General features: G+C 44.9%; 22 protein-coding genes. 4 read left to right on the forward strand and 18 right to left on the reverse strand.

Going from position 1 to position 24293, the window contains the following annotated elements; all coding sequences use genetic code 11:
* Positions 1 to 88 precede the first annotated feature (88 nt).
* Positions 89 to 547: a GNAT family N-acetyltransferase gene (locus LRM47_RS00865; protein WP_243822451.1), complete on the reverse strand. Its 459-nt coding sequence runs from the start codon at positions 545 to 547 to the stop codon at positions 89 to 91.
* Between the two features lie 36 nt (positions 548 to 583).
* The gene (locus LRM47_RS00870; protein ID WP_243822452.1) at positions 584 to 1273 is read right to left on the reverse strand and encodes an HNH endonuclease family protein; all 690 of its coding nucleotides are present in this window, start codon (positions 1271 to 1273) and stop codon (positions 584 to 586) included.
* 20 nt (positions 1274 to 1293) lie between these two features.
* Here LRM47_RS00870 and LRM47_RS00875 point away from each other — a divergent pair, with 20 nt between their 5' ends.
* Complete coding sequence (locus tag LRM47_RS00875; RefSeq protein ID WP_243822453.1) at positions 1294 to 3807, forward strand: M1 family metallopeptidase; 2514 nt, start codon at positions 1294 to 1296, stop codon at positions 3805 to 3807.
* Positions 3808 to 3941: 134 nt separating this feature from the next.
* Positions 3942 to 4208, forward strand: coding sequence for a hypothetical protein (locus tag LRM47_RS00880; protein WP_243822454.1), 267 nt, complete (start codon positions 3942 to 3944; stop codon positions 4206 to 4208).
* Between the two features lie 123 nt (positions 4209 to 4331).
* Here the strand turns inward: LRM47_RS00880 and rnhB are convergent, their stop codons facing one another.
* From rnhB to rplS, 3 genes are all read right to left on the reverse strand, one after another.
* Positions 4332 to 5321 (reverse strand): ribonuclease HII, encoded by a 990-nt coding sequence (gene rnhB / locus LRM47_RS00885; protein WP_243822455.1) that lies wholly within the window; start codon positions 5319 to 5321, stop codon positions 4332 to 4334.
* A complete protein-coding gene (locus LRM47_RS00890) occupies positions 5305 to 5802 on the reverse strand; it encodes a hypothetical protein (RefSeq protein ID WP_243822456.1) in 498 nt (165 codons plus the stop codon). Before LRM47_RS00890 ends, rnhB begins: the two co-directional genes overlap by 17 nt.
* A gap of 68 nt (positions 5803 to 5870) precedes the next feature.
* The gene (rplS, locus tag LRM47_RS04180) at positions 5871 to 6392 is read right to left on the reverse strand and encodes a 50S ribosomal protein L19 (RefSeq protein WP_129744836.1); all 522 of its coding nucleotides are present in this window, start codon (positions 6390 to 6392) and stop codon (positions 5871 to 5873) included.
* Between the two features lie 163 nt (positions 6393 to 6555).
* Here rplS and LRM47_RS00900 point away from each other — a divergent pair, with 163 nt between their 5' ends.
* Entirely contained in the window at positions 6556 to 7689 is a 1134-nt protein-coding gene (locus tag LRM47_RS00900) for an NAD(P)-dependent malic enzyme (protein WP_243822457.1), read from the forward strand.
* Between the two features lie 2 nt (positions 7690 to 7691).
* Here LRM47_RS00900 and LRM47_RS00905 read toward each other — a convergent pair whose 3' ends face one another.
* Both LRM47_RS00905 and LRM47_RS00910 read right to left on the reverse strand, forming a co-directional pair.
* A complete protein-coding gene (locus tag LRM47_RS00905; protein WP_243822458.1) occupies positions 7692 to 9227 on the reverse strand; it encodes a hypothetical protein in 1536 nt (511 codons plus the stop codon).
* 37 nt (positions 9228 to 9264) lie between these two features.
* Entirely contained in the window at positions 9265 to 10887 is a 1623-nt protein-coding gene (locus LRM47_RS00910; RefSeq protein ID WP_243822459.1) for a GspE/PulE family protein, read from the reverse strand.
* A 51-nt stretch (positions 10888 to 10938) separates the two neighbouring features.
* On the opposite strand from LRM47_RS00910, the gene LRM47_RS00915 reads away from it, so the two are divergent.
* A complete protein-coding gene (locus LRM47_RS00915) occupies positions 10939 to 11499 on the forward strand; it encodes a TrmH family RNA methyltransferase (RefSeq protein ID WP_178142977.1) in 561 nt (186 codons plus the stop codon).
* 490 nt (positions 11500 to 11989) lie between these two features.
* Here LRM47_RS00915 and dnaE read toward each other — a convergent pair whose 3' ends face one another.
* The 11 genes from dnaE to LRM47_RS00970 all read right to left on the reverse strand — a co-directional run bounded on the left by dnaE (position 11990) and on the right by LRM47_RS00970 (position 24255).
* Positions 11990 to 15730: a DNA polymerase III subunit alpha gene (gene dnaE / locus LRM47_RS00920; RefSeq protein ID WP_243822460.1), complete on the reverse strand. Its 3741-nt coding sequence runs from the start codon at positions 15728 to 15730 to the stop codon at positions 11990 to 11992.
* A gap of 19 nt (positions 15731 to 15749) precedes the next feature.
* Complete coding sequence (locus LRM47_RS04145) at positions 15750 to 16046, reverse strand: DUF5665 domain-containing protein (RefSeq protein WP_243822461.1); 297 nt, start codon at positions 16044 to 16046, stop codon at positions 15750 to 15752.
* Complete coding sequence (locus LRM47_RS00930; RefSeq protein WP_243822462.1) at positions 16015 to 16302, reverse strand: hypothetical protein; 288 nt, start codon at positions 16300 to 16302, stop codon at positions 16015 to 16017. Before LRM47_RS00930 ends, LRM47_RS04145 begins: the two co-directional genes overlap by 32 nt.
* Before the next feature lie 15 nt (positions 16303 to 16317).
* Entirely contained in the window at positions 16318 to 17211 is an 894-nt protein-coding gene (locus tag LRM47_RS00935) for a UTP--glucose-1-phosphate uridylyltransferase (protein WP_243822463.1), read from the reverse strand.
* Positions 17212 to 17245: 34 nt separating this feature from the next.
* Complete coding sequence (gene gatB / locus LRM47_RS00940) at positions 17246 to 18694, reverse strand: Asp-tRNA(Asn)/Glu-tRNA(Gln) amidotransferase subunit GatB (protein WP_243822464.1); 1449 nt, start codon at positions 18692 to 18694, stop codon at positions 17246 to 17248.
* Positions 18694 to 19113 (reverse strand): hypothetical protein, encoded by a 420-nt coding sequence (locus tag LRM47_RS00945; protein WP_129637596.1) that lies wholly within the window; start codon positions 19111 to 19113, stop codon positions 18694 to 18696. The genes gatB and LRM47_RS00945 overlap by 1 nt, the downstream gene beginning before the upstream one ends.
* The gene (gatA, locus tag LRM47_RS00950; protein WP_243822465.1) at positions 19113 to 20483 is read right to left on the reverse strand and encodes an Asp-tRNA(Asn)/Glu-tRNA(Gln) amidotransferase subunit GatA; all 1371 of its coding nucleotides are present in this window, start codon (positions 20481 to 20483) and stop codon (positions 19113 to 19115) included. Before gatA ends, LRM47_RS00945 begins: the two co-directional genes overlap by 1 nt.
* The gene (gatC, locus tag LRM47_RS00955) at positions 20483 to 20770 is read right to left on the reverse strand and encodes an Asp-tRNA(Asn)/Glu-tRNA(Gln) amidotransferase subunit GatC (RefSeq protein ID WP_129631181.1); all 288 of its coding nucleotides are present in this window, start codon (positions 20768 to 20770) and stop codon (positions 20483 to 20485) included. The genes gatA and gatC overlap by 1 nt, the downstream gene beginning before the upstream one ends.
* A gap of 65 nt (positions 20771 to 20835) precedes the next feature.
* On the reverse strand, positions 20836 to 21627 hold the full coding sequence (locus tag LRM47_RS00960) for a hypothetical protein (RefSeq protein WP_243822466.1): 792 nt from the start codon (positions 21625 to 21627) through the stop codon (positions 20836 to 20838).
* A gap of 30 nt (positions 21628 to 21657) precedes the next feature.
* Positions 21658 to 23628 (reverse strand): excinuclease ABC subunit UvrB, encoded by a 1971-nt coding sequence (gene uvrB, locus LRM47_RS00965; RefSeq protein WP_243822467.1) that lies wholly within the window; start codon positions 23626 to 23628, stop codon positions 21658 to 21660.
* Between the two features lie 27 nt (positions 23629 to 23655).
* Positions 23656 to 24255, reverse strand: coding sequence for a hypothetical protein (locus tag LRM47_RS00970; RefSeq protein ID WP_243822468.1), 600 nt, complete (start codon positions 24253 to 24255; stop codon positions 23656 to 23658).
* Positions 24256 to 24293: the final 38 nt, after the last annotated feature.

A 24293-nucleotide genomic window follows, 5' to 3' on the forward strand; every position in this document is an offset into this window, starting at 1 on the left:
TTTTCCGTCTCAAACTTCCATAAACGAAAAACTCCGACCTGCCGGCCGGATTAGTACTTTCCTATTGTAGCGGAAAGATTCTATTCTGTCAATCCAATTCTTTTCGCCAAACAGACAGACATTTCTTAGTGGATGGCGATATTTTGTCAAAGCCAATTCTTTGGTAAAATCCTTCAGCGGATTTCAAGGAATACAATTTGAAGGCACGCGCATCTGGATATTCACTAGCCAAAGCTTCAATAGCCGCCCTACCAATTCCTCGCTTGCGCGCAACTTCCCTAACAAAAAGGTCTTCTATGGTAATCTCGCCGCCACCATTAGAGCATACTGTCATAAGCCCAGACGACAACTCTTCGCCAGGAGTATCGATAGCAAATACATCGCTATCATAGTAATTATTCATGCCTTTTACATATTCTATTAAATCCTTTTTCGCGCCATCCGTAAACTCGCAGCCCAAAACAGACTCCGAGTGAGCTATAGCCGCCCGCTCCAAAGCTTCATCATCATTCACCGACAATTTAGTAAGACATATTTCAGAATTCATTCTATGATTCTATCACAAAAATACATTTTGTCAATATTATACTTCCACACATTTTTCCAGAATTCCCGACATCGCGCCTTTTTCAGCTTCCGTTACCCACAGGCGATATTTTCGCTTCACAGCCACTTGTCGCGTAATATATTGGCACCTAAAAGATTTATTGCTCGGCAGCCAAGTTGCCGCGTCGCCGTCGCCTTTAGCTTGATTCGCTGGACCATCAACCGCCAACAGATTTAACGGATCATTCGCCAATTTCTCTCGCTCTTCTGGAGAAATTTGCTGCGCGCCCTTTTGCCAAGCATCGCTCAAAGCCACGACGTGATCAATCTGAACCTTAGAACTGGTTTTTTCGCCGCGCTGAAATTGAATTGCTTGACCAGTGTACGGATCATTCAGCACACCCGACAAAACTCGACATTTTTCATCAATTTTCTCGTCCGTCAAATCTCGCGCCAGAATCACTTCTCGTACGGAACAGCCGTTAATTTTGCCCCAGCCATTGCCGAATTGCTTTCTGGAATAGCCAGTCTTTGGCGCGCGTCCTTTAACTTCTATTTTTTCCAATTCCGCTTTGGCGTTCGAAGCACCAAATAATTCTCGTTGCGTTGAAGTTTGAATTGTCTGAGGTTCGGGTTGCGAAATTCGCGAAGCCCAAACCGCCACGCCGACTATCAAAATTACCAGCGCAATCACCACTTGCCGACGTCGTATTTTATTCACCCTCATGACTGTATTATAATTAAACTATGACTAAAGTTCCACGCTTACTTGACACATTCACACCAAATCATTACAACCTAACTCTCGATTTAACACGCGCCGAGGAAAAAGAATTTTCTGGCACAGTTATCATTTCTGGTGATTCCACCGGCGAATCAATTTCGCTACATTCCAAAGGCTTAACAATTCAATCAGCCACAATCGATAATCAGCCCGCCGACGTTTCATTCGGCGAGTTTGATGAATTGAAATTATCCCAGCCGAACCTTAAAAACGGAAAACACACAATTCACATCAATTTTTCTGGAAATATCACCGACGCAATGCACGGATTATATCCTTGCTACTTCACTCACGACGGCGTTAAAAAACAGCTTTTCGCAACTCAATTTGAATCGCACCACGCCCGCGAAGTTTTCCCTTGTGTTGATGAGCCAGCCGCCAAAGCTGAATATGATTTGACACTGATCACCCAAACAGGAATAACGGTTCTGGGAAATATGCCCGTAAAACACGAAGAAGAAAATGGTAATTCTCTCACGACGACATTTGAGAAAACACCGCGGATGAGCAGTTATCTTCTAGCTTTCGTCATCGGTGAATTGCACAAAAAAACCGCCCGCACCAAATCTGGCGTCGAGGTCAACGTCTGGGCAACGCCAGCTCAGAATGAAAATACCTTAGATTTTGCGTTAGACATTGCCACTCGCTCAATTGATTTTTATGACGAATATTTCGGCATCAAATATCCATTGCCAAAATCCGACCACGTCGCTCTTCCCGACTTTTCCTCTGGCGCAATGGAAAACTGGGGATTGATTACTTACCGCGAAAGTTGTTTGCTTGCGGACCCAGAATTGACTCCAGAATCATCCAGGCGCTTCATTGCTACGGTTATCGCACACGAGCTCAGCCATCAATGGTTTGGCAATCTCGTTACCATGAACTGGTGGAATGATTTATGGCTCAACGAAAGCTTCGCCAATATGATGGAATACGTGGCAATTGATGCGTTACACCCCGAATGGCGCATGTGGGAAGATTTTGCCACGAATGAAGTAACGGCCGCACTCAGGCGCGACAGCTTGGACGGCGTTCAATCAGTTCAAGCCGATGTCAATCATCCAGACGAAATCAGCACTTTGTTTGACCCAGCAATTGTTTATGCCAAAGGCGGACGGCTGCTTGTTATGGTCAGAAAACTTATCGGCGAAGAGGCATTTCGCGCTGGACTTAAATCATATTTTGAAAAATTCGCGTATAAAAATACCGTCGGAAATGATTTATGGCAAGAATTGGAATCAGCAAGCGGTCAGCCAATCGTCAATCTAATGAACGCTTGGATTTCCCAACCTGGCCTTCCTGTCGTATCAGTTTCAAACAGTCACGACGCGGCGATTTTAAGCCAGGAGCGATTCTTCATCGGCGAGCACCAACCATCTGACGCATTATGGCCGATTCCATTATTCGCGAACCAACCGCTTGACGTAAAGGTTCTAAATCAAAAAGAAACCACCGTTTCTATTGAAAAGCCATTGCAATTAAACTGCGGCTTAAGCGCCCACTTCGTCACCAAATATGACGAATCCACTCGCGAATATTTATTGAAAAACATTACAGAATTGCCAACCTTGGACAAGATTTGCATCTTACAAGACGCAACAATACTCGCCCGCGCTGGATTTGAAAACTCGGCGTCACTACTTCCATTGGCATTGTCGCTAAAAACCGAAACCAACGAAAAAGTCTTCGGGATGGCGGCTGGTGCTTTAACGGAACTGCGAAAATTCGTCGATGATAATGACGCCGCCAGAGATTCATTAAAGAAAATTTCTGGAGAATTTGCGCGTGCCACATTTGAAGAGCTTGACTGGGATGAAAAAGACGGAGAATCAGACGACGACCGCGAACTACGCACCACGGCTTTGAGTTTGATGATGTATAGCGAAGATAAAGAAGTTTTGAACGAGGCAAAAACGCGTTTTGATAATAATAAATTGGAAGACTTACCGACAGAAATTCGAGCTTTAATTATCAGTGCAAACGTGAAGCATTTTGAGACGCCAGAGATGATTGAAAATCTCTTTGCCGCATATAAAAACACGCCGTCAAATGACCTGCAGAATGATATTGCAATTGGACTAACTTCCACCAAAAATCCTGAAACAGCAGAAAAAATTCTTGCCAATATTAAAGATTCCAATATTATCCGTCCACAAGACGCCAGTCGTTGGTTTGTGTATTTAATTCGGACGCGGGAAAATCGCCAGATTGCGTGGAATTGGCTGAAAGAAAACTGGGCGTGGGTCGAAGATACGTTTGGCGAAGATAAAAGCTATGATGACTTCATTCGCTATGCAGCTACGGCGTTACTAACGCCTAATGAACTTGACGATTTCCGACAATTCTTTGAGCCGATGATGGATATTCCAGCCCTCACCAGAACGATAAAATTAGGAATTACCGAAATATCCGCGCGAGTTGAGTTGATTGAGCGAGATAAGGCGGACGTGCTCTCTGCTTTGCAAACAACACTGTGATATATTATGTCACATTTTTGACAAAATCTATTGACATTTTATACTATTAGTGATATATATATTAGCTTTTGTTGACGGAACAAATGTTTTGTCCGAAAGCGCACTTTGATAAGTCCGAGAGAAGGAGGCCCATCATGGGCATCTACTACAACCCCGTCGAAGACATTACCAACGGTACAGTTGGTAAATTCATCAACACTCACAACTACGATGAAGCCATTCGCCAGCTACCGCCCAAGCATCACTTGTACGCCTTGTGTGATAGGCTTATTTTCAAGCAAGCCGCCTGCGTGGATGCCAAGGAGGAGTTCGAGGAATTCTTCCGCCAGTACAAAGAAGGGTATCTGATCAGCTTCCAGCTAATTGCGTTGCCCGAGGACGCACACAAGCGTTCTTGCTGATTCAGGTCTAAAATAGACCCACAAGCGAATATGGTGACGGGACGCTTCTTTCTCTCACTTATCATATTCGCTCCATAGATGCGTGTCTATGCTGATGAGTCGGAAACGACGAAAGCGAACAATTTATTCCAACACCACACACTCTTCAACTACAGGCGGATTTCCATCAACAGAAATTGCCAACATTTGCATATCGCAGCCTTCATACTGCGTATTTTTAGCAGTGAACATCTCTGCAGAAAAACGCATTTGCTGCTGTTTTTTATTTGTAATCGCCGCCAAGCCATCGCCGAAATTGTCATTTTTACGATATTTGACCTCTGTAAAATATAAAACATTATCTTTTTTGCTAACAATATCAATTTCACAATATCGCGTTCGCCAATTCCGTTCTATGATTTCATGACCATCAGCCACCAACCAATCCGCCGCCGCTTGCTCACCTTTATCACCAATTTGACGCGTCGTGTCTTTTTGCTGGTTTTTAGATTTTCTATCGTCAGACACATTTTGCGAATTCGACTCAACACCAGCATATTTAGCCAACGGCGCAAAACTCAGCCTATGCAGCGGAGTTACGCCCAGATTATCAATAGCCGCTCGATGCTTCGCCACTCCATAACCAACATGTGAAGAAAAATCATATCCCGGATAAATATTATCCTGCTCTGCCATGAATTTATCACGAGCCACCTTAGCAATAATCGACGCCGCCGAAACGCTCGGAATCAGACCGTCGGCTTTCGCTATAATTGTTACGTACTTTTCTAACGGTGTACCAGCCAAAAAATTGACCGTCCCATCGATAATAATCTCATCAAACGTCGAGCCGTTTTTCTGACATTTCGCTTGAATTTCTTTGACTGCGCGCCGTGTTGCCAGCTTAAGCGCCTCGCTCATCCCTATTTCGTCCAGCTCCTCAGCAGAAACCCAACCCAACGCCCAAGCCGACGCTTGCTCGCGAATTTCCTCATCAAGCAATTCACGCCGCTTTTTGGTCAATTTTTTACTATCATCAAGCCCCTCAATTTCAGCGCCACCCAAAACCACTGCACCAATCACCAACGGCCCAGCCCACGCGCCGCGCCCGACTTCATCAATTCCCAGAATCACCCGACAATCTTCCCTTTTTCGTCATAAAATCAGCAATAATCCAGCCAATCCAAATTGTTGCCGCGCCTAATGTATTCGCCAAAATATCCCAATTCGTGTCGTCCAATTTTATGCTCGCCAAACCTGCCTTGACCATAAATAATTCCGCCAACTCATTAATGCAACCCAGCGCCGAAACTAAAGCGAAGACTGAAAACGCCATCACCAGCCAATGCGCTCGCCATTTCATCGACGAAACCAAATACGCCCAGAATAGTCCTGTAAATAGCCCACCGCCCACAAAGTGCGTCGTAAAACTAGTGTCCTGCCCGTCAATTAACGGCGACGGCAAATACCAAGATATGAAAAATAACAAACACGCTACGTAAAGTATCCAGCGATATTTTTTCTCATTATCAAAGCCGTTTTTCTTCAAAACATAAGGCGTCGCCACAGCTAAAGTCGTCGGAACAAAGACGGATATATAATGAAATATTGCCATATTGAGATTATAACACGAGAAAACCGCCTCAGATTAAGAGACGGTTTTAACAACAGACCAATTGACAATTACGCGTCTTTATGGCGAGCTGCAACTTCAGCAGCCTTAGCGTCAAGTTCAGCCTGAGCGGCATCTTTTTCAGCTTGTTTTGCAGCAGCAGCCTGAGCAGCTTCTTCCTTCAAGCGTTCAGCTTCCGCTTCTGCCTTAGCGTCATGAATGTCATTAACAGCAGCGCGATCGAAATTCTTAGCCGTCAAGCGAGCTGACTTACCGCTACGCTGGCGAAGGAAGCTTAAGAACTTGCGGCGAACCTTAGCACGACGAACAATCTCAATCTTCTCAATCAGTGGGCTGTGCATCAAAAATGACTTTTCAACGCCAACACCCGAAGCGATCTTTCGAACCGTAATACGTGATGTGTGTGATTCTTTATTGTCGGTGCGGATAACAACACCCTCGAACATCTGAATACGCTCTTTGTTGCCTTCCTTAATTTTCTGGTAAACGCGAACTGTGTCACCACTGCGAGCATCGACAACTGCTTGCTTTTTTTGTGCTTGGTTGATTTTGTTGATTAGCTCAAAACTCATAATTTTTCCTATCTTCCGAACTCGCTCCGACTGGCCACGCAGTTGTACCTCTGCGGCTCCACATCAAACAAGGCTCGAATATTTAACTCTCGTACAATTACATAAGATAATAACACAAATCTGAAGAAATATCAATTAAATAAAATTAGAGTATAATATAGTTATGGATTACAATAAATTAGCACTCGAACTACACGAAAAATACAAAGGTAAAATTACGACTAGCCTCAGAGATAAAGAGGAGCTTAATCGCGACAAGCTTAGCGCCTATTACAGCCCTGGCGTCGGCGCAGTCAGTCAAGCAATTGCCGAAAATCCAGCCGATTTACCAAAGTACACTTGGACAAACAATCTAGTCGCCGTAATCTCAGACGGCTCAGCAATTTTGGGCTTGGGCAATTTGGGACCAAAAGCCGCCATGCCAGTTATGGAAGGAAAAGCTTTGCTATTTAAGCATTTTGCCGATGTTGACGCAGTGCCGATTGTATTAGATGTTCACGAGCCAGAAGAAATCATTGCCACGGTTAAAGCCATCGCGCCAAGCTTCGGAGCTATCAACCTCGAAGACATTGCCGCACCAAAATGTTTTGAGATTGAAGAGCGATTGAAGGCAGAATTAGATATTCCAGTCTTCCACGACGATCAACACGGCACGGCTGTCGTTGTATTAGCGGGCTTAATTAACGCCGCTAAATTGACAGGACGAAACCTGGCGGATTGCAAATTCGTGGTCATCGGCACAGGCGCAGCTGGCACGGCAATCATCAAATTGTTAAATCTTTACGGGGCAAAAAACATCGTAGCGGTGGATAGTCGAGGAATTGTCGGAAAATCACGCACAGATTTGAACGCTGAAAAAACCGCACTATTGGAATACGTCGACGCATCGCAATCTGGTTCAATTGAAGACGCCATCACCGACGCAGACATATTCATCGGCGTATCGCGCGCAGGACTTCTCACTCCAGAATTAGTCCAAAAAATGGCGAAAGATCCAATCGTATTCGCACTAGCAAATCCGATTCCGGAGATTATGCCAGATGTCGCCAAACAAGCCGGCGTCGCAATCATCGGTACTGGTCGTAGCGACTTCCCAAACCAGGTCAACAATTCTCTGGCCTTCCCTGGAATTTTCCGCGGCGCATTAGATCACGGAGTTAAGAAAATCACTGATCAGCACAAATTGGCGGCCACTGAAGCACTAGCTAACCTGGTCGAAAATCCAACCGTCGATAAAGTCGTCCCAACCGCGTTTGATGAGGGTGTTGTTGAAGCTGTCGCAAATGTCATTAGATAAGCCTAAACACCAGCACCGTCAGCTGCCTCAATGCGCCTAGTCCGCCCAGTAAATACTGGCAATAATTCTTCCTGGTTATTTTTGTCGCAAGCACCCAAAAGCATTAATAAATGAGTTACACCGTTCTCTTCTAGTATCTTTCTCACAGACTCATCATCCACCTTATCCATAGCGATGTGCGACACATACATCCTTAGTGCGTCAGATGTTTGAGCTTTCCAGCTAAGGATACTAAAAGGATACTTATTTTTATCTCGATATCTTAAGGTCGTCCAAGAATCACGTAATCCAGAATCTGACGTTGCAACAATTTCTGCCGCTAATTTTAATTTATTATAAAGACTGGGCAAAATACTCTTCTGCTTTTTCTTAGTCTCATAGCCAGACATTCTGTGTTCAATTCTCTTGGCTGCTTCAGTACGAGCATCGACTACTACCGTAACGCCATTACCGCTTCTCTTAATATATAAAACCTTAGCCATTTCATCATCTAACCACGGAAATGTTTCGTGACTAAGCTCTATATAATCCCCGACCTTCAAGTTAACCTCAGTAGCCTGAACATCCTGATCACTCACCTCACAATTATCCTGGCGTGATTGCTTCTTTCTCTTCTTCGCCTTATTCAAAGATTCAGTGGCGATTTTAGGTGCCACTTCATAGCTATTCAATTTCTCCGAAAGCACCCTCAGGGCGTCGTCTAAAGACTCGTTCAGATGCTCTTTAGCCATAAATTCAGCAAGGCTACGAACCACTGGACTGTTTTTCTTAATTGTCGCTTCTTTATACTGATTGGCTAGTTCCTCTTCGCTTGGCAATTTTATGGATTTTATAAACTCAAGAACACTGTTGGCAAATTTTAAATCACCCTCAGGATTAATACCATTACATTCCTCATCTTCAACCTCCTTAAGTTTCCGACGCTTAAAGTCCTCCAAGAAACTACTCAACTTCATCTTGCCATCATTACCTGGAATGTATTCAGGTCTAGTAATTGTAAAATCATCAGGTAAACCAAAAGCCCCATCCTTAGTAAGGCTCTTAGTCACAGCCTCCCTTGCCTCTGCGATAAAGCGCATATATTCACGATCTGCAAGTTCAGGACTAATTATTTTATTAGCGTGCTGCCATCGTCTTACGTCGGGAATCACATACTCTTCAGCTTGGCAAAATTCTGGAATATTCACTTCCGCCAGATTTTCGGGAAAAACTACACTAAGATTTTTCTTTATAAATTTCTCGTATGTTCCATTAAATATACTTCTTAACGATTCTTTAACTTCCTCTATATCAAAATCTATCTCTATGCAATCTGGAAGACTGTTATACTCCTTCTCAATTTGCTGAAACAACCCAAGAACCCTCTCATAAGATTCTTGATATTCACCGCGCAGCTCCTCACCTTCAACAAGAAACGGTACATGCTTAATAATAGACTCTACATCATCTATAATTTGACTTATGTAGTTTTTATTAAGATCCTCTGTATGAGATAGTTGATCTTTAACAACATAACCATCCCGTTGTCTTTCGCTCATAAACTAATATCTTATCAGTTTATGGCTATAAAGTCAATTATATTACTCTATTAACTTCTTCTAATGTAGTTTCGCCACGAAGAGCCGCCAATACACCAGCCTGAAGCAATGTCACCATGCCGTCTTCTTTTGCAGCCTTTTCAATCGCTTCCGTGTGAACATCCTCAACGTCGCCGCGCAAGAATTTCTGAATATTCTCGCTCACAACCAACTGCTCCATTACTGGAATTCGCCCCTTGTAGCCAAACGGAACGTCATCCGTCGGCACCGCACGCCAAAGCTTAAACGTACCCAAATCTGGGCAATCAACATTCTCTGGCAAATCCTTCAAAACCTCTTTCACCCACTTGCGAGTCGCCTCATCTGGCTCATATTCTTCCTTGCTATCATCCCACAATCTCCTCACTAGTCGCTGAGCAATCACCAGCCGAACCGCCGAGCTAAAAATCGGATTCTGCCCAATCATATCAATCATACGACTAAACGCCGCCGCAGTCGAATTGGCGTGAAAGCTAGACAGCACCAAGTGCCCCGTAATTGAAGCCTGAATCGCAGTCTTTGCAGTTTCATTATCACGAATCTCACCAACCATCACCACATCTGGGTCAAGACGTAAAACACTGCGCAAACCATCAGCAAACCTCTGTCCATTTGTCGTATCAATTGGAATCTGAGCAATCCCAGGAATCGTATTTTCTACAGGATCTTCCAGTGTGATAATCTTTCTATCTGGCGTATTAAGAGCGTTAAGAATGCTATATAACGTCGTGGACTTTCCCGAACCAGTCGGACCAACCATCAGTAGCATCCCGCGCGGATGAGAAATAACTTCATCAATTTGCTCACGCTCTTTCTTTGAAATACTTAAGAGATCCAAGTTCAACATTGATTCGTCGAAATTGAACAATCGAAGCACCAAATCTAAGCCATACACCGTCATCACGGCTTCCACACGCAAATTCAGCACATGCGATGCGCCGTCTCTATGAATTTCCTGCTGCATATGCCCAGATTGAGGCTCTCTGGAAGCGGTAGAAATATTCGCACGCGACGCCAAAGTCGCCATAATAACTCGATATCTATCCCTGCTAAGTTCCGCCACAGTATGCAAAGCTCCGTCAACACGCATACGAATTCGAATCGACTCACGCTGATTTTCAATGTGAATATCCGACGCACCCAACAAATCCGCTTGGTCAATCAAATAATTAAACACGTCATTCGTACCCACGGAAGCCAAAGTCTGCGTAACCTGCGCCAGAGTATCGCTATCACCCTCCTTAGCAATTTCAATATTGTCGTAAATCACCTTTTTTGGCGGGTCAAACCTGAGCATGATTGACCGAAACGCCGAACCAGAAATTAAGAAAAAGAAGATTCGCTTGCCGTTTTCAACATATTGGCTTTGCATTTTCTTCATCAACGATTCAGAAGTTTGCGACGTAACACCAAATCGATAAGATTGGTCTTCCTCATTAAAGGCTAACGGAACCAGCCTGCCTTTATACATCTCTTCTATCGTCAAAACACCCTTAAGCAAAGGTAAAGTTTCTTCAAATTCCCGCCCGTCAAGATATTGAAGTCCTAAAATTGACGCTCGACGACGAGTCGCTTCCTCATCTTGCTCACGGCGTCGCGCCTGAATTTTATCTTCGTCCATATGAAAATTATACCAAAAAGCTTACGGTTTTACGAGTGATATAATAGTAATATGAATCCAGAAATTACTCTGTTAGTCCACAATATTCGCTCGACACATAATGTTGGGGCAATTTTCCGCACGGCCGAGGGATTTGGTGTGAAGAAGATTATTCTTAGCGGCTACACGCCGTATCCAGAATTGAGTTTATGTAGCAAGGCGCCTGCTTGTGCGCTTGTCGATGGAGAAATTCGATCTGAAGACCCCCGATTGCCACACATTCGCGAAAAAATCACCAGCCAAATTCATAAAACTGCTTTGGGCGCGGAAAGTTTGGTGCCGTTTGAGTTTTACGAGGATATCAATGATTGGATTAAAGAGAATCAGCAAACAGAAAACTTGCCAATCATCGCACTGGAGCAATCAAAAGACAGCGTGATGCTATCAGAATTTCAGCCGCCTGAAAAATTTGCATTGCTACTCGGAGAAGAAGTCCACGGAATCACGCCGGAACTTTTGGACAACTGCGATTTCACTGTAGAAATCCCAATGTTCGGCCAAAAAGAATCATTCAACGTGTCGGTCGCAACAGGAATTGCACTGTTCGGACTGATTTTTCCGAGGATGAAATAATCTCAACAACACATAAATAAATCCCTCAAGCCTGATTATTGACTTTATTAAGCATATGTGTTATATTTGTATGAGCTTTCTTCGGAATCCCCCGGAGAAAGTAGTCCCTCAGAGTGAAAGGGTTTTAGAAAATGTTTGACATTTTCTTCATTCTCACGATTCTAGCAACCATGTACGTTACATGGTATGGGTATAATGCCCCTTCGGGAGCTAGCCGAGAGTTGCATGCAATAGCCGCTATCTCAGCCGTATGGCTGACTGGATTCTTCGTCTATTATATGGTAGCCGAGTCGACGATTCGACCGGCGTACCACACAGTAGCGATATGCCTATACTACTGCATGGTAGCCCTCACCTACGCTACCCTTTATGAGAAGGGTCGCAGCGAGGTGAGGAATGAACTGCGGGACAATAAGTCCCGCTGACAGGTAGTTAGCCCGCCGTAGAGCAACCAGCTCCGGCTGGGGCGCCTCTGTCAGCGGGCTAACTATCACTTTAGAACTACACACTCTTCACCCAGAGTGTTTTTTAATTGGCTTAATAGGTTATCATTAGCATCCACCTTAAACGGCAGACGCATGGCTGATTTCTCTTTCTCGCCCAGTACCAAAACCACGTCAGTCGTGCCAGCATTCTCGCCGCAAACAGACTTCATTTTCACTAACCGCGAATGGTCATTCGGGTCTTTAATATACACAAATAACTTTGAAGCGGGAGTTTCTGGCGCAACATTAACGGGCACTGAATGAGTTTTTGGCTGAGGTTTGGCGGCGTCATTCTTTACGGCAGACTTCGGAGAAGCTCCATTTTTCTGATTACGATAAGCTTCACGACGCTCTTTTTTTACAGCAGAGCTAATTTTTGGCGCATCCATTTTACGACCAGTAGACTCATAGCCATTGATATCGTTATCCGTAATCACAATAATGTCATCGGCAATTAGCTTACTTTCATTACCCAGATTTCCGTCACGATCTCGAGCTGAATTTTTACCAGAAACTCGAATCACCGCGTCCTGAACCAGCTTAGCGCCAACTTTCTCGTACAGATTTGGGAAGACAATTATTTCACCCTCGCCGAATTTGTCCTCAATTCCCACGAACGCCATTTTCGAACCGCTTTTTGTGACAATTGTGCGAACGGTGCTAATAATTCCCCCGACCGTCATCATCCGACTATCGTACTCGGGAACCAACTGCGTCAATGGTTGAGTTTGTTCGCTCAAATACGTTTCATACCTATCGAGCGGATGCGCCGAGATATACAGCCCCAACAATTCTCGCTCCCACATCAAGCGCTCTTTATCGTCGTGTTTCACAGGAGCCTTCTGGAGATGAAGAGTCGATTGGACGCTCGCTGCGTCATCGCCGCCCAGCATTCCAAACAAATTGGTCTGCCCGCTGGCGGCTTCTTTTTGGAGCTTGGACGCAAAAGAAGTGATGGAATCCAGATTGAAAAGCAAATCAGATCGATCGCCCATATCATCAAACGCACCAGACTTAATAAGCGACTCCCAGGCTTTTCTGTTGAATTTGCTGGTTGAAACGCGCCTAGCAAAATCCTCAACCGACGTAAACGGCCCATCTTCGCGCGCTCGCAGGACTTCCTCGACCGCACCAACGCCAACTCCCTTCACTGCCGACATTCCAAAACGAATTTTATTCTCATTCGGCACCACAGCAAACTCAACGAACGATTCGTTTACGTCAGGACTCAGCACACTAATTCCCATGTGCTTACATTCAGTAATTTCAATTGCCAGACGATCGGTGTCATCATGGTCGCTAGTCATAAGCGCCGCCATAAACGCGTCGGGATAATGTGCCTTCAAATAAGCCGTCCAATAAGCAATCAAACCATAACAAGCGGCGTGCGACTTATTGAAACAATAGTTGGCGAATTCTTCCAGCTGAGTCCAGAAAGTTTCCGCAATTTCCTTAGTTGCGCCACCAACTTTAACCGCACCCTCAACGAATTCAGGCTTGACCTTTTTCATCAAGTCAATTTTCTTCTTACCAACAGCCTTTCGCAACGTGTCAGCCTGACCACCAGTAAATCCACACCATTCCTTAGAAATCTGCATAAACTGCTCCTGATAGACCAAAATTCCGTAAGTATTTTTCAGCGAGTTTTTCATTCCAGAATGCAAATAAGTTATTTCTTCTTCGCCGTGTTTACGCCTAATAAAGCTGTCAATAAACTGCATCGGGCCCGGACGATAAAGAGCCACCATAGCAATAATATCTTCAAACGTAGTCGGCTTTAGTCCACGCAAATATCGCTTCATTCCCGCCGATTCCAACTGGAATACGCCAGTCGTGTCGCCGCGCTGAAATAGCTCGTAGGTCTTTTTATCATCAAGCGGCAACTCCGAAAGATTAATCTCTTTCTTGTAAGCCTTTCGGATAATCCTCATGGCGTTATTAATAATCGTAAGGTTCGAAAGCCCCAAAAAGTCCATCTTAAGAAGCCCAAGCTCTTCAACTTCGCCCATCGGGAACTGAGTTGCTACTACGCCCTTTTGCGCCATTTCAAGTGGAATGTAATTGACCAACGTATCTGGCGCAATCACTACACCACAAGCATGAACGCCGTGGCTACGAATCGTCCCTTCCAACTGAATTGCATAGTCCAAAACTTCTTTGGCGGTCGGGTTATTTTCATATTCATTCCGAAGATCTGCGTCTTCTTTAATACTCACAGACAATGGAATATGCCGCCCCTGGTTTGGTGGCGGAACTAACTTCGCCAAGCGGTCGCTCTCAGCGTACGGAACCTCCAAAACCCTGGCAACATCACGCACCGCCATACGACCAAACATCTTACCGAACGTTGCAATATTACTGACGTGATCTTCGCCATATTTTTTCGCACAATATTCAATCACCTCGTCGCGACGCGTATCCTGAATATCAACGTCGATGTCGGGCATAGAAATGCGATCAGGATTCAGGAATCGCTCAAACAGTAGTCCATATTTCAGCGGATCAAGATCTGTAATATTCAGCGCATACGCAACAATCGAGCCAGCCGCGCTACCACGCCCTGGACCAAAAACAATTCCTTGAGATTTTCCCCAGTTGATAAAATCCTGGACGATCAAGAAATAACCTTCATAGCCCATATTTCCCATCACACCAAGCTCCATTTCAGCGCGCTCACGAACTTCGTCAGACAGCTTCGGAATAATCTCGTCAGGATCCAACTTTTCAGCCTCCTCCTTCGAAGCTCCATTGTAACGTTGCAACAAACCTTGATATGTCAATCTAAGCAGATACGAATGCTCATTCTCGCCGTCTGGCAATGGATATTTTGGAATAAGAATTCGCCCAAGCTCAATCTCAACGTCGCAGCGATCAGCTATTTTTTTCGTGTTGCGAATAACTTCAGGGAATTTCTCACCCCAGTGATCGATAATATCGCGCGGATCCGTCAAGTGAAGCTCAAAATCCTTCAAGCTCATCCGCTTTTCATCACTGAGATACGAGCCCGTCCCAACACAAAGCAGAATCTCGTGCGCGTCTTGATATTCGTGCGTCAAATAGTGACCATCACAAGTCACCACCATTTCAATACCAAGCTCTTTTGAAAGCTTAATCAAGCCCTCGTTAATCTTCGCCTGCACATCCCAATGCGTATTTGATTTCGGGTGTCCGTGGTCCTGTAGCTCCAAATAATAGCGATCGCCAAAAATCGACTTATACCACTTGGCAATCTCACGAGCGCGATCATAATCATCTTCTTTCAGCGCCACGCCAATTTCACCGCTCGCACAACCACTCAGAACAATCAATCCCTCGTTCAACTCCTCCAGTAAATCATGGTCAATTCGCGGCTTATAATACATTCCCTCCAGATTGGCGCGCGTCGACAACTTCATCAAGTTGTGAAAACCCGTGTTGTTCATCGCCAGCACGGTCAAGTGAAAACGCTGCTTGTCCTTGCCCGGATCGCGGTCAAATCGAGAACGAGTCGCCACGTAAGTTTCAATTCCGATAATCGGCTTAATTCCCGCTTTTTTGGCAGTTTTGTAATAGTCCAGAATGCCGCTCATCGTGCCGTGATCGGTTACGGCGGCAGCCTCCATTCCGAGCTCCTTAACCTTATCGACCAAGTCATGAATCTTAGTCAATCCGTCCAGCACCGAATGGAAAGTGTGATTATGAAGATGCACGAAATCTGACGGCTTCAAAGCCGCCGACGATGATTGTTCGCTTGTCCCCTCAGTCATTAATAACAATTATAGCACGCTATTGACGACGTTGCATCGTCTCAATTAAGTGGTTGATAAAATCAGCCAACGGCGGGAAAATGTCGGCAAATTGCCCCAAAATCCAAATCAATATCGCAATCAATAATGTCGCGCCCAAAGCACTTCCAAGGCCAAAGAAAATTCCGCGAACAAAATTCACCCAGTAAACTTGGTGGCGAGATTTATGAAAATCAAAAAACAAATCCTCCAAAATCGCCCGACGAGCATCGTTTTCGTTATCGCGAATGACTTTTTTTGCCAACTTATTTGACTGTTCTTTGGCTGACTTTTTCACTCTTTTTTACCTTCTTCTTTGAGAAAAATTTTGAGAAAAATCCGCTCTTTGAAGCGAAGCTTTTGGCTAGTTCCACGCCAATTGAAACCGTACTTACGATTCCGTTTAAGCTAGCAATTCGCTGGCTTATCGCCTCCACGTTCTGCTGGGTTTGGCGAATTTGACGTGTTAATTTGATGATAGAAATTGTCATAGCGATCATCATGATGACAAAAATCACCATCAAAACCACTAGAATAATAAGCAATCCGTTCATGCTATTTATTATACATTATTTTAGACGATCCGTCAGATGGGCGCGCAATTTATCACCAAAGTTAGGATCGCGCAATCCAAAATCAATCACTGTTTTTAGATATTCCAATTTGTCGCCAGTATCATAATAAGTACCGTTCGTAATTTCTACGCCATAGAAATCAAATCCGTCGTCAATCATTTGCTGCATAATTGGCTGAATTGTAAATTCGCCATTGCCGTCAAATTCTTTCCTGGCTTTGTCTAGATAGCCAAAAATTTCACCTGGAAGCAAATAGCTACTAACGCTAGCTAAATCAGAAGGCGCATTCTCCTTGCCCGGCTTTTCAACGATATTCGTCATTTTTATAACGCCGTCTTTCACTACTTGACCGTTGACGACTCCATAACGATCAAACTCCGTATCATCGGTGATTTTCTTACATGACAGAACCGCTCCGTCTAAGCTTTCTGACGCCTCAATCATCTGCTTGAAACGACTTGGACTAGCCGCAATAAAGTCGTCCGCAAACGTGTAAATCACAGGCTCGTCATGATGAATCAAATGCGAAGCGCAAGCCAAAGGCGTTGCGTTGCCGTACGGACCTTTTTGGCGAATATAAATAAAGTTTGCCATCTCAGCCAAATTTTGCACCGCGTCAATGAATGGCTGTTTTTTAGGACCGCCAGCGCGCAAATTAGCCAAAAGTTCTTCATTCGGCTCGTCAAAATGGTCCTCGATTGCTCGCTTATTCGCGCTACCGATAATGATGATGTCTTTAATACCAGCCTCAACTAATTCCTCGACGACGTATTGAATAATCGGCTTATCAATCAGCGGCAACATTTCCTTTGGCATGGCTTTGGTTTGCGGCAAAAATCGCGTACCAAAACCGGCAGCAGCGATGATAGCTTTAGTTGGTTTTCTCATATTTCAGCTCCTATTCCCTATAGTTTCAGCAATTCTAAAGTTTCTCGCGAATCAGTTTCTGAGCAAGGCTTGGGTTGGCTTGACCCTTAGACTTCTTCATGACTTGCCCAACCAAATAACCAATAGCCTTATCTTTTCCAGCCTTGATATCTGCAATTGACGCCGCCGAAGCTGGATCGTTCAGAACTTCGTCAACAATTGCAGCAATCGCCGACTCGTCAGAAACCTGTAATAAATTCTTCTCCTCAGCAAGCTTACGTGGATTTTTCGCGCCAGCCAAAAGCTCATTGAATAGTTCCTTCGCATTCGTGCTGGAAACTTCAGACTTCTCTGTCATTTCAGCCAATTCTATCAAATCGTCAACTGCCACGCGTGTAGATTCATTATCCGTTTGCGCGTCACTTTCATCAGAAGTCGTCAATGCGCTCGCAAACCAATGCGCGACTCGCTTAGCGGACACCTCGCCCGACTTTTCCTGAACTTCCAATGTAATCTGAGCATAATCCTGGTTAGACAAAAGCGAATTGATAACAGATTTATCCAAGTTCAGCGCGCTCCATTTTTCCCTATATTCACCCGGAAGCATCGGCACTTTGGACTGAATTTCAGTAATCACCTCGTCAGTCAGCACAACTGGCGGAATATCTGGGTCTGGCATATAGCGATAATCCTGCGCGTCTTCCTTTGACCTCTGAGAAATAGTTATCTGCTTGTCATCATTCCAGCCTCTGGTTTCCTGAACAACTTCTTCGCCACGCTCCAAAATATCAACTTGGCGCTTGAACTCATACTCAGCGGCTCGCTCGACACTGCGGAAGGAATTGAGATTCTTAATTTCTGCGCGCTTTCCAAGCTCTGTCGCACCCTTCTTTGCTACTGAAATATTAACGTCAAATCGCATATTTCCGTGATACAAATTACCATAAGTCACACCCGCGTAAACCATCAATTTATGAAGTTCCGAAACGTAAGCTTTAGCCTCCTCGGCCGAATGCATATCTGGCTCAGAAACAATCTCAATCAGCGGCGTGCCAGCGCGGTTAAGATCGACCAACGAATAGCCGTCATGATGCGTCAATTTACCAGCATCTTCCTCCATGTGAGCATGGTCAATTCGCACGCGTTTCAAAGAACCATCTTCCAGCGGCGCACCGACATATCCAGCCAAAATAATCGGACTATACATCTGTGAAGTCTGATAGCCCTTTGGCAAATCTGGATAAAAATAATGCTTTCGATCAAATCGGCTAACGTGCGCAATCGGCGAATTCAAGGCTTTTCCAGCACGAACCGCCAACTCAACAGCGTGCTTGTTCAAAACTGGCAACATCCCCGGCAAACCAAAGTCAATCTGATGCGTCTTGCTATTCGGCTCAGCATCGCGAGCGTCATTATCGGCTGGGCTAAATAGCTTGGTTTTCGTCGCTAGCTGAACGTGACATTCGATACCAATTGTCATTTCATAATCGTCATATACACTCATTATAATGCTCCCAAATCTTTTAATGCCTGTTCAAAACTCGCCATAGCTCGACGAAAACTCTGCGCCGTTACCGTTACGTTGGTTTCGTGGGCAATTTGATTACGCAATTTATGTGCCGCCCAAAGCCCATTTTCATCGCTCCAATATCCCTTGCGAGATTTCATACGCTCGCCCATCGTCTCGCCAGCCACGCCACAGTCGCGCATAGCTTTGTCTAGCAATTTGTCCGCCTTCATTATCGCCATTTGCATACTTTCCGATTTTCTGGTTTCGACATTGCGCAAAATTTGCCGCCAAACCCTCTGATACATTTCCTTGTCAATTTGACCGCGACCACGAGAAGTCAATTGAATGAAAATCATCAGCAAGGCGCCGATAATCAACGCCGCAACAACTATCGCGACTATCAATCCGTCCATCAAATCTTCTCCACTTCCGAAACCAGCTTCAGCAAGTTCTTGTCCGACTTGTAATCGCCGATAAGCTGTACGCCAATTGGCAGCCCTTCATCGCTATTTCCAGCTGGCGCCGAAACCGCAGGAAGTCCAGCCAAACTTGCTGGCACAGTCATGATGTCCGCCAAATACATTTTTATCGGATCGCTAGCATTCTCCCCAATCTTAAACGCAGGAGTCGGCGCAACCGGCATCAATAGCGCGTCATATTCGGTAAATAACTTCTTAAATTCGTCAATCAACAACGTCCTGGCTTTTTGAGCCTGCATGTAGTAAGCGTCGAAGAATCCACTTGACAATACGAAACTTCCTATCATAATTCGTCGCTTATTCTCAGTCATGAAACCTTCATTTCGACTGCGACCATAAAGTTCCGCCAAAGTTTTCACTTCCGCCGCTCGATAGCCATATCGCACGCCGTCATATCGCGCCAAATTCGAGGACAATTCCGCCGGCACAATTATGTAATACATTGCCAGAGAATGTTGCATCATACTCAAATCTACTTCTTCAATTTCGTAACCAAGCTGCTTCAATTTCTCCGCATAATCAAGCGTTTTTTGGCGAACTTCCGCGTCCACGTCATCAGTCATACACTGCTTGACCAGACCTATCTTTTTCTTTGCAAATTCTGGTTGATTATTCCAAAAATCAGGCAAAGTCGTCATATCTTTATCATCGCGACCAGCCATAATTTCCATCACCAAGTCCACATCTTCAGCATTTGTAGCAAAACAACCAATTGTGTCCGTGCTTGACGCCATCGCCACTACGCCATAACGACTAACTGCCCCATAAGTCGGCTTAATTCCAACCACTCCGTTAAAGCTGGCTGGCTGACGAATCGAACCGCCAGTATCCGTACCAAGCGCAAACGGAACCACGTCGAGCGCCGTAACTACCGCCGATCCACCAGATGATCCACCAGCAACTCGCGTTTCATCTGCAGCGTTCTTAGTTGGACCAAATGCCGAGTTTTCCGTCGAACCGCCGTGCGCAAAAGCATCCAAATTCGCCTTACCGATGCAGATCGCACCTTCCGCTTCCAATTTCTCAACAGCCGTCGCCTGTAGTGGAGCGTTAAAGTTTTCTAACATTTTTGAAGCGGCAGTCGTTGGCGCACCAAACGCCAAAAAATTGTCCTTCACGACAAATGGCACGCCCGCCAATCGTCCAGAAATCTCGCCAGCATCAACTTTTTCTGCTCGCTCCAGCGCACGCTCTTCCGTCAAGCTAAGCAGCGCATTATACTCCTCAATTTCACGCGCTCGTCGCAATGCTTCTTTTACGTTCTCGACCGCGCTCTTGCCAATAAAATCACTAATCCTACTCATTACAATACCTGCGGAACTTTCACTTGGTTATTCTGTTTTTCTGGCGCCAAATCGAGCAATTTCTCAACGGGAATCCCCGCCTGAACTTCATCTTCGCGCCAAACATTGCTCAGTCCCGTAACTTGATAAGTCGGCTCAACACCCGACACGTCGAGCTCGCCCAACTGCTCAATATAGCCAATTATATTTTCCAAATCTTGGCGCAGTCCATCGGTTTCGTCATCAGTCAATGCCAGACTACTCAAACTCGCCAAGTGCTGAATATCGCTGGTAGAAATAGTTATCATACCAATATTATACCACTAAAAAAAGCCGCCCATCAAAGTGAGCGACTTTATTTTTCCAAGTTTTATTACATTGAGTAATCTTGGTAGTTCTTATAGCGACTGTAGTCTGATGGAATAGTCTTTACTGAACTACCCGTGTCGTGTGCCTTAACGGCGATTGTGATAGCGCCAGTCAATAGTACGACAGAAGAAGCCACAATCAACATCAAAGACAAAGCCTTTGACATGTTACGTCCCTTGACAATTTGACAAATGAAGTAAGCACCAGTAGCAACAATTGCAAGAGCTAACGCGTATGGCAAGAATTCACCCAAGTACAAACTCTTATAGAATTCGCCGCCGTCACCAACGCCGATAAATAGTAATGAGTTGATCAAAATACTTACCAATCGAGCAACCAAGTCGACAGCTGGAATGATCAAAACAGCCAAACCGCCGTAAGTTACCAATTTGTAAGCTGTTCGCTTTGTGTAGCCTTCACGCTCCGGAACAGCTTTTGATACGCGTGAAAATAGGACTAGCGACAATACAGCCAAAAGCACAGCAAACACTGACGCCGCAATAATTCCCGTTCCCTGAGTTACCATTGATGGGGCGAAAAATCCGCCAACACTTCTTAATAACATTGACGTTGAATTCGTCCACAAACCAAACACCTTGGTTATGATGTCAATCAGCAACATAATTGAAATAATCGCCGAACCCATTGCCAAAGCGTATTCCAAAGTTAGCATCTTCGCCTTGCCCTTATTCGGATCTTCGTATGCGTATTGTGGATATGCTTGGTAAGCATTTGGTTGCATCGGCATTTCTGGTTGCGCGACGTTTGTTGGCTGTGGTTGTTCTTTTGTTGCCATAATCCCTCCTAATCTAATAATATTTTTATTCTACATCGTATGACGAATTTCTGCAATTAAATCACGAAGTTCTGCCGCTTTTTCAAACTCCAAATTGGCGCTATGCAATTCCATTTGCGCCGTCAGATCTTTAATCAAAGCCGGATATTCGTCTTTTGGAATTTTCTTCAGGTTAAGCTTTGGCTTTTTATCAGATTCTTTTTGCGGAATAATTGATCGCAAACCATCGTCAATTTTCTTCTGAATAGTTTGCGGCGTAATATTATGCTCTTCGTTATATTTTTGCTGGATCGCTCGACGTCGATTCGTTTCGTCAATTGCTCGACGCATACTGTCCGTAACATTGTCGCCATACATAATAACTCGCCCATCAACGTGCCGCGCCGCTCGCCCAATCGTCTGAATTAGCGCCTGCTCACTACGCAAGAAACCTTCCTTGTCGGCGTCCATAATTGCCACCAAACTTACCTCCGGAAGGTCCAGACCTTCGCGCAATAGATTAATTCCAACCAGCACATCATACGTTCCAAGTCGCAAATCTTTCAGAATATCGCCACGCTCCAGCGTATCAATTTCGCTATGCAAATACGCCGTCTTCACGCCGTTTTCCGTCAAATAAGCGCTCAAATCCTCCGCCATTCGCTTGGTTAACGTCGTCACCAACACGCGATGACCTTTTGCAATCGTCTGGCGAATTTCCTCCATCAAATCATCGACTTGCCCATCGGTTGGTCGAACTTCAATCGGCGGATCAAGCAACCCAGTCGGCCTAATCAGCTGCTCAGCTGGCTTTGGCGAATGAGAAAGCTCATAATCTCCCGGCGTGGCGGAAACGTAAATTGCCTGATGAATATGCTGATTGAACTCGTCAAATCGAAGCGGGCGATTGTCTAGTGCGCTCGGAAGACGGAAACCATGCTCAACCAAAACTTCCTTACGGGCGCGATCACCGTTGTACATTCCCCGAACTTGCGGCAATGTCATGTGCGATTCGTCAACCAAAAGCAACCAATCGTCCGGAAAATAATCAATCAAAGTCGCAGGCTGCTCGCCAGGTTCTCGGTCGGTCAAATAGCGCGAATAATTCTCAATTCCTTTCACAAAACCAGTTTCCTTCAACATCTCCAAATCATATTTGGTGCGCTGACTTAGCCTTTGTGCCTCTAAAAACTTACCGTTATCCTCAAACCATTTCAGTCGTTGATTAAACTCATTCTCAATTCCGACAATCGCTTTTTCAATTCGCTCACGTGGCGTCGAATAGTGGCTGGACGGGAAAATTGTCAATTGATCTGGCCGATCCAAAATCTCGCCGGTCAAAGGGTCGATCTTCGTTAGTCGCTCAATTTCATCGCCAAAGAATTCCACGCGAACCGCAGTGTCTTGGCCTGCTGGAAAAATATCCACAACATCGCCGCGCACCCGAAAAGTTCCGCGCGCAAAATCGACGTCATTGCGTTTATACTGAATGTCGGTTAGTAGGCGAATAAACTTGTCCTGAATTCGGCGTTCACCAACGGTCAATTTAATAGCCATGTCAGCGTAAGTTTCTGGCGAACCAATGCCGTAAATACAACTCACGCTCGCCACGATAATTACGTCGCGGCGCGTAAGCAGCGCAGAAGTCGCAGCGTGCCTAAGCCGATCAATTTCGTCATTGATTTTCGAATCTTTCTCGATGTAAGTGTCGCTTGAAGCGATGTACGCTTCTGGCTGGTAGTAATCAAAATAGCTAACAAAATAGTGGACTTCATTGTCTGGAAAAAATTCCTTAAACTCAGAAAAAAGTTGCGCCGCCAAAGTCTTATTGTGAGCCAAAACCAGCGTCGGCACATTGCGCTTAGCAATAATATTCGCCATCGTAAACGTCTTCCCTGAACCAGTCACACCCAGCAAAGTTTGCTCGCGCTGACCTTTTTCCAAACCCTCGACCAACTGAGCAATTGCTCGCGGCTGATCGCCCGTGGGCTGATATGAAGAAGAGAGGCGAAATTTATTCACCTCTCTATTTTACTATATTTATGAAAACTAGTCTTGGCTATAAGTTTGAGACGAGCCAGAAACTTCACATTTACCGTCAACCAAGCGGCTCGGAACCGACGCCGACTTCAAGTCTGAGCACGGCATGCCACCTTGCTGTGTGCCTGCAACAATTGCAATTTCACCAGTGCCGTTCTTTGGTCCGATAATAGTATAAGCGTTTGTCAAGCCATATACTGCCGCATATTTTCCGTATGCACGGTCAATGATTGGCTCATACACAGAACCTTCACGCTCTGGAATTGGCTGACCGACCTTAGACTTCAAGAACTTTTTCAAAGAGCTATCAATATCCAATTTATCAACATCACTTGCTGAAGTTAAACGAATGCCCGTGCCGTCGCCTTTGGTTCGGAAATCTTTATACTCTTTCTTTGCCTCATTTGACGGCTCCTCGCCTTCACCGCGAGTTTTTTCCAGTGAATCAGATGAGTCTTTCTTTGCCTGACTGGTTTTTACCGAAGAATTAGAGTCACTATTTTTATGCATAGCACCAGCAATTATCCATGTCGCCATAGCTACGATAATTATACCCATAATAACCACCACAACGATCAGCCACTTGTTTGTTGTTGATTTATTTTCCATTAGAAAACCTCCATTTAGATTGTGTTTTGATTGTATAT

This window comes from Candidatus Nanosynbacter sp. TM7-076 (genome assembly GCF_022828325.1).
Lineage (GTDB): Bacteria > Patescibacteriota > Saccharimonadia > Saccharimonadales > Saccharimonadaceae > Nanosynbacter.

What these genes read in the sequence shown, in the direction of transcription:
- LRM47_RS00935 (WP_243822463.1), bottom strand. Translation starts at nt 17,211, where the DNA reads ATGAGAAAACCAACTAAAGCTATCATCGCTGCTGCCGGTTTTGGTACG.
- LRM47_RS00865 (WP_243822451.1), bottom strand. Translation starts at nt 547, where the DNA reads ATGAATTCTGAAATATGTCTTACTAAATTGTCGGTGAATGATGATGAA.
- LRM47_RS00970 (WP_243822468.1), bottom strand. Translation starts at nt 24,255, where the DNA reads ATGGAAAATAAATCAACAACAAACAAGTGGCTGATCGTTGTGGTGGTT.
- LRM47_RS00870 (WP_243822452.1), bottom strand. Translation starts at nt 1,273, where the DNA reads ATGAGGGTGAATAAAATACGACGTCGGCAAGTGGTGATTGCGCTGGTA.
- LRM47_RS00890 (WP_243822456.1), bottom strand. Translation starts at nt 5,802, where the DNA reads ATGGCAATATTTCATTATATATCCGTCTTTGTTCCGACGACTTTAGCT.
- LRM47_RS00960 (WP_243822466.1), bottom strand. Translation starts at nt 21,627, where the DNA reads ATGGCAACAAAAGAACAACCACAGCCAACAAACGTCGCGCAACCAGAA.
- LRM47_RS00910 (WP_243822459.1), bottom strand. Translation starts at nt 10,887, where the DNA reads ATGGACGAAGATAAAATTCAGGCGCGACGCCGTGAGCAAGATGAGGAA.
- gatB (WP_243822464.1), bottom strand. Translation starts at nt 18,694, where the DNA reads ATGAGTGTATATGACGATTATGAAATGACAATTGGTATCGAATGTCAC.
- LRM47_RS00915 (WP_178142977.1), top strand. Translation starts at nt 10,939, where the DNA reads ATGAATCCAGAAATTACTCTGTTAGTCCACAATATTCGCTCGACACAT.
- LRM47_RS00875 (WP_243822453.1), top strand. Translation starts at nt 1,294, where the DNA reads ATGACTAAAGTTCCACGCTTACTTGACACATTCACACCAAATCATTAC.
- gatA (WP_243822465.1), bottom strand. Translation starts at nt 20,483, where the DNA reads ATGAGTAGGATTAGTGATTTTATTGGCAAGAGCGCGGTCGAGAACGTA.
- LRM47_RS00945 (WP_129637596.1), bottom strand. Translation starts at nt 19,113, where the DNA reads ATGGACGGATTGATAGTCGCGATAGTTGTTGCGGCGTTGATTATCGGC.
- rplS (WP_129744836.1), bottom strand. Translation starts at nt 6,392, where the DNA reads ATGAGTTTTGAGCTAATCAACAAAATCAACCAAGCACAAAAAAAGCAA.
- LRM47_RS00880 (WP_243822454.1), top strand. Translation starts at nt 3,942, where the DNA reads ATGGGCATCTACTACAACCCCGTCGAAGACATTACCAACGGTACAGTT.
- gatC (WP_129631181.1), bottom strand. Translation starts at nt 20,770, where the DNA reads ATGATAACTATTTCTACCAGCGATATTCAGCACTTGGCGAGTTTGAGT.
- LRM47_RS00900 (WP_243822457.1), top strand. Translation starts at nt 6,556, where the DNA reads ATGGATTACAATAAATTAGCACTCGAACTACACGAAAAATACAAAGGT.
- LRM47_RS00905 (WP_243822458.1), bottom strand. Translation starts at nt 9,227, where the DNA reads ATGAGCGAAAGACAACGGGATGGTTATGTTGTTAAAGATCAACTATCT.
- dnaE (WP_243822460.1), bottom strand. Translation starts at nt 15,730, where the DNA reads ATGACTGAGGGGACAAGCGAACAATCATCGTCGGCGGCTTTGAAGCCG.
- LRM47_RS00930 (WP_243822462.1), bottom strand. Translation starts at nt 16,302, where the DNA reads ATGAACGGATTGCTTATTATTCTAGTGGTTTTGATGGTGATTTTTGTC.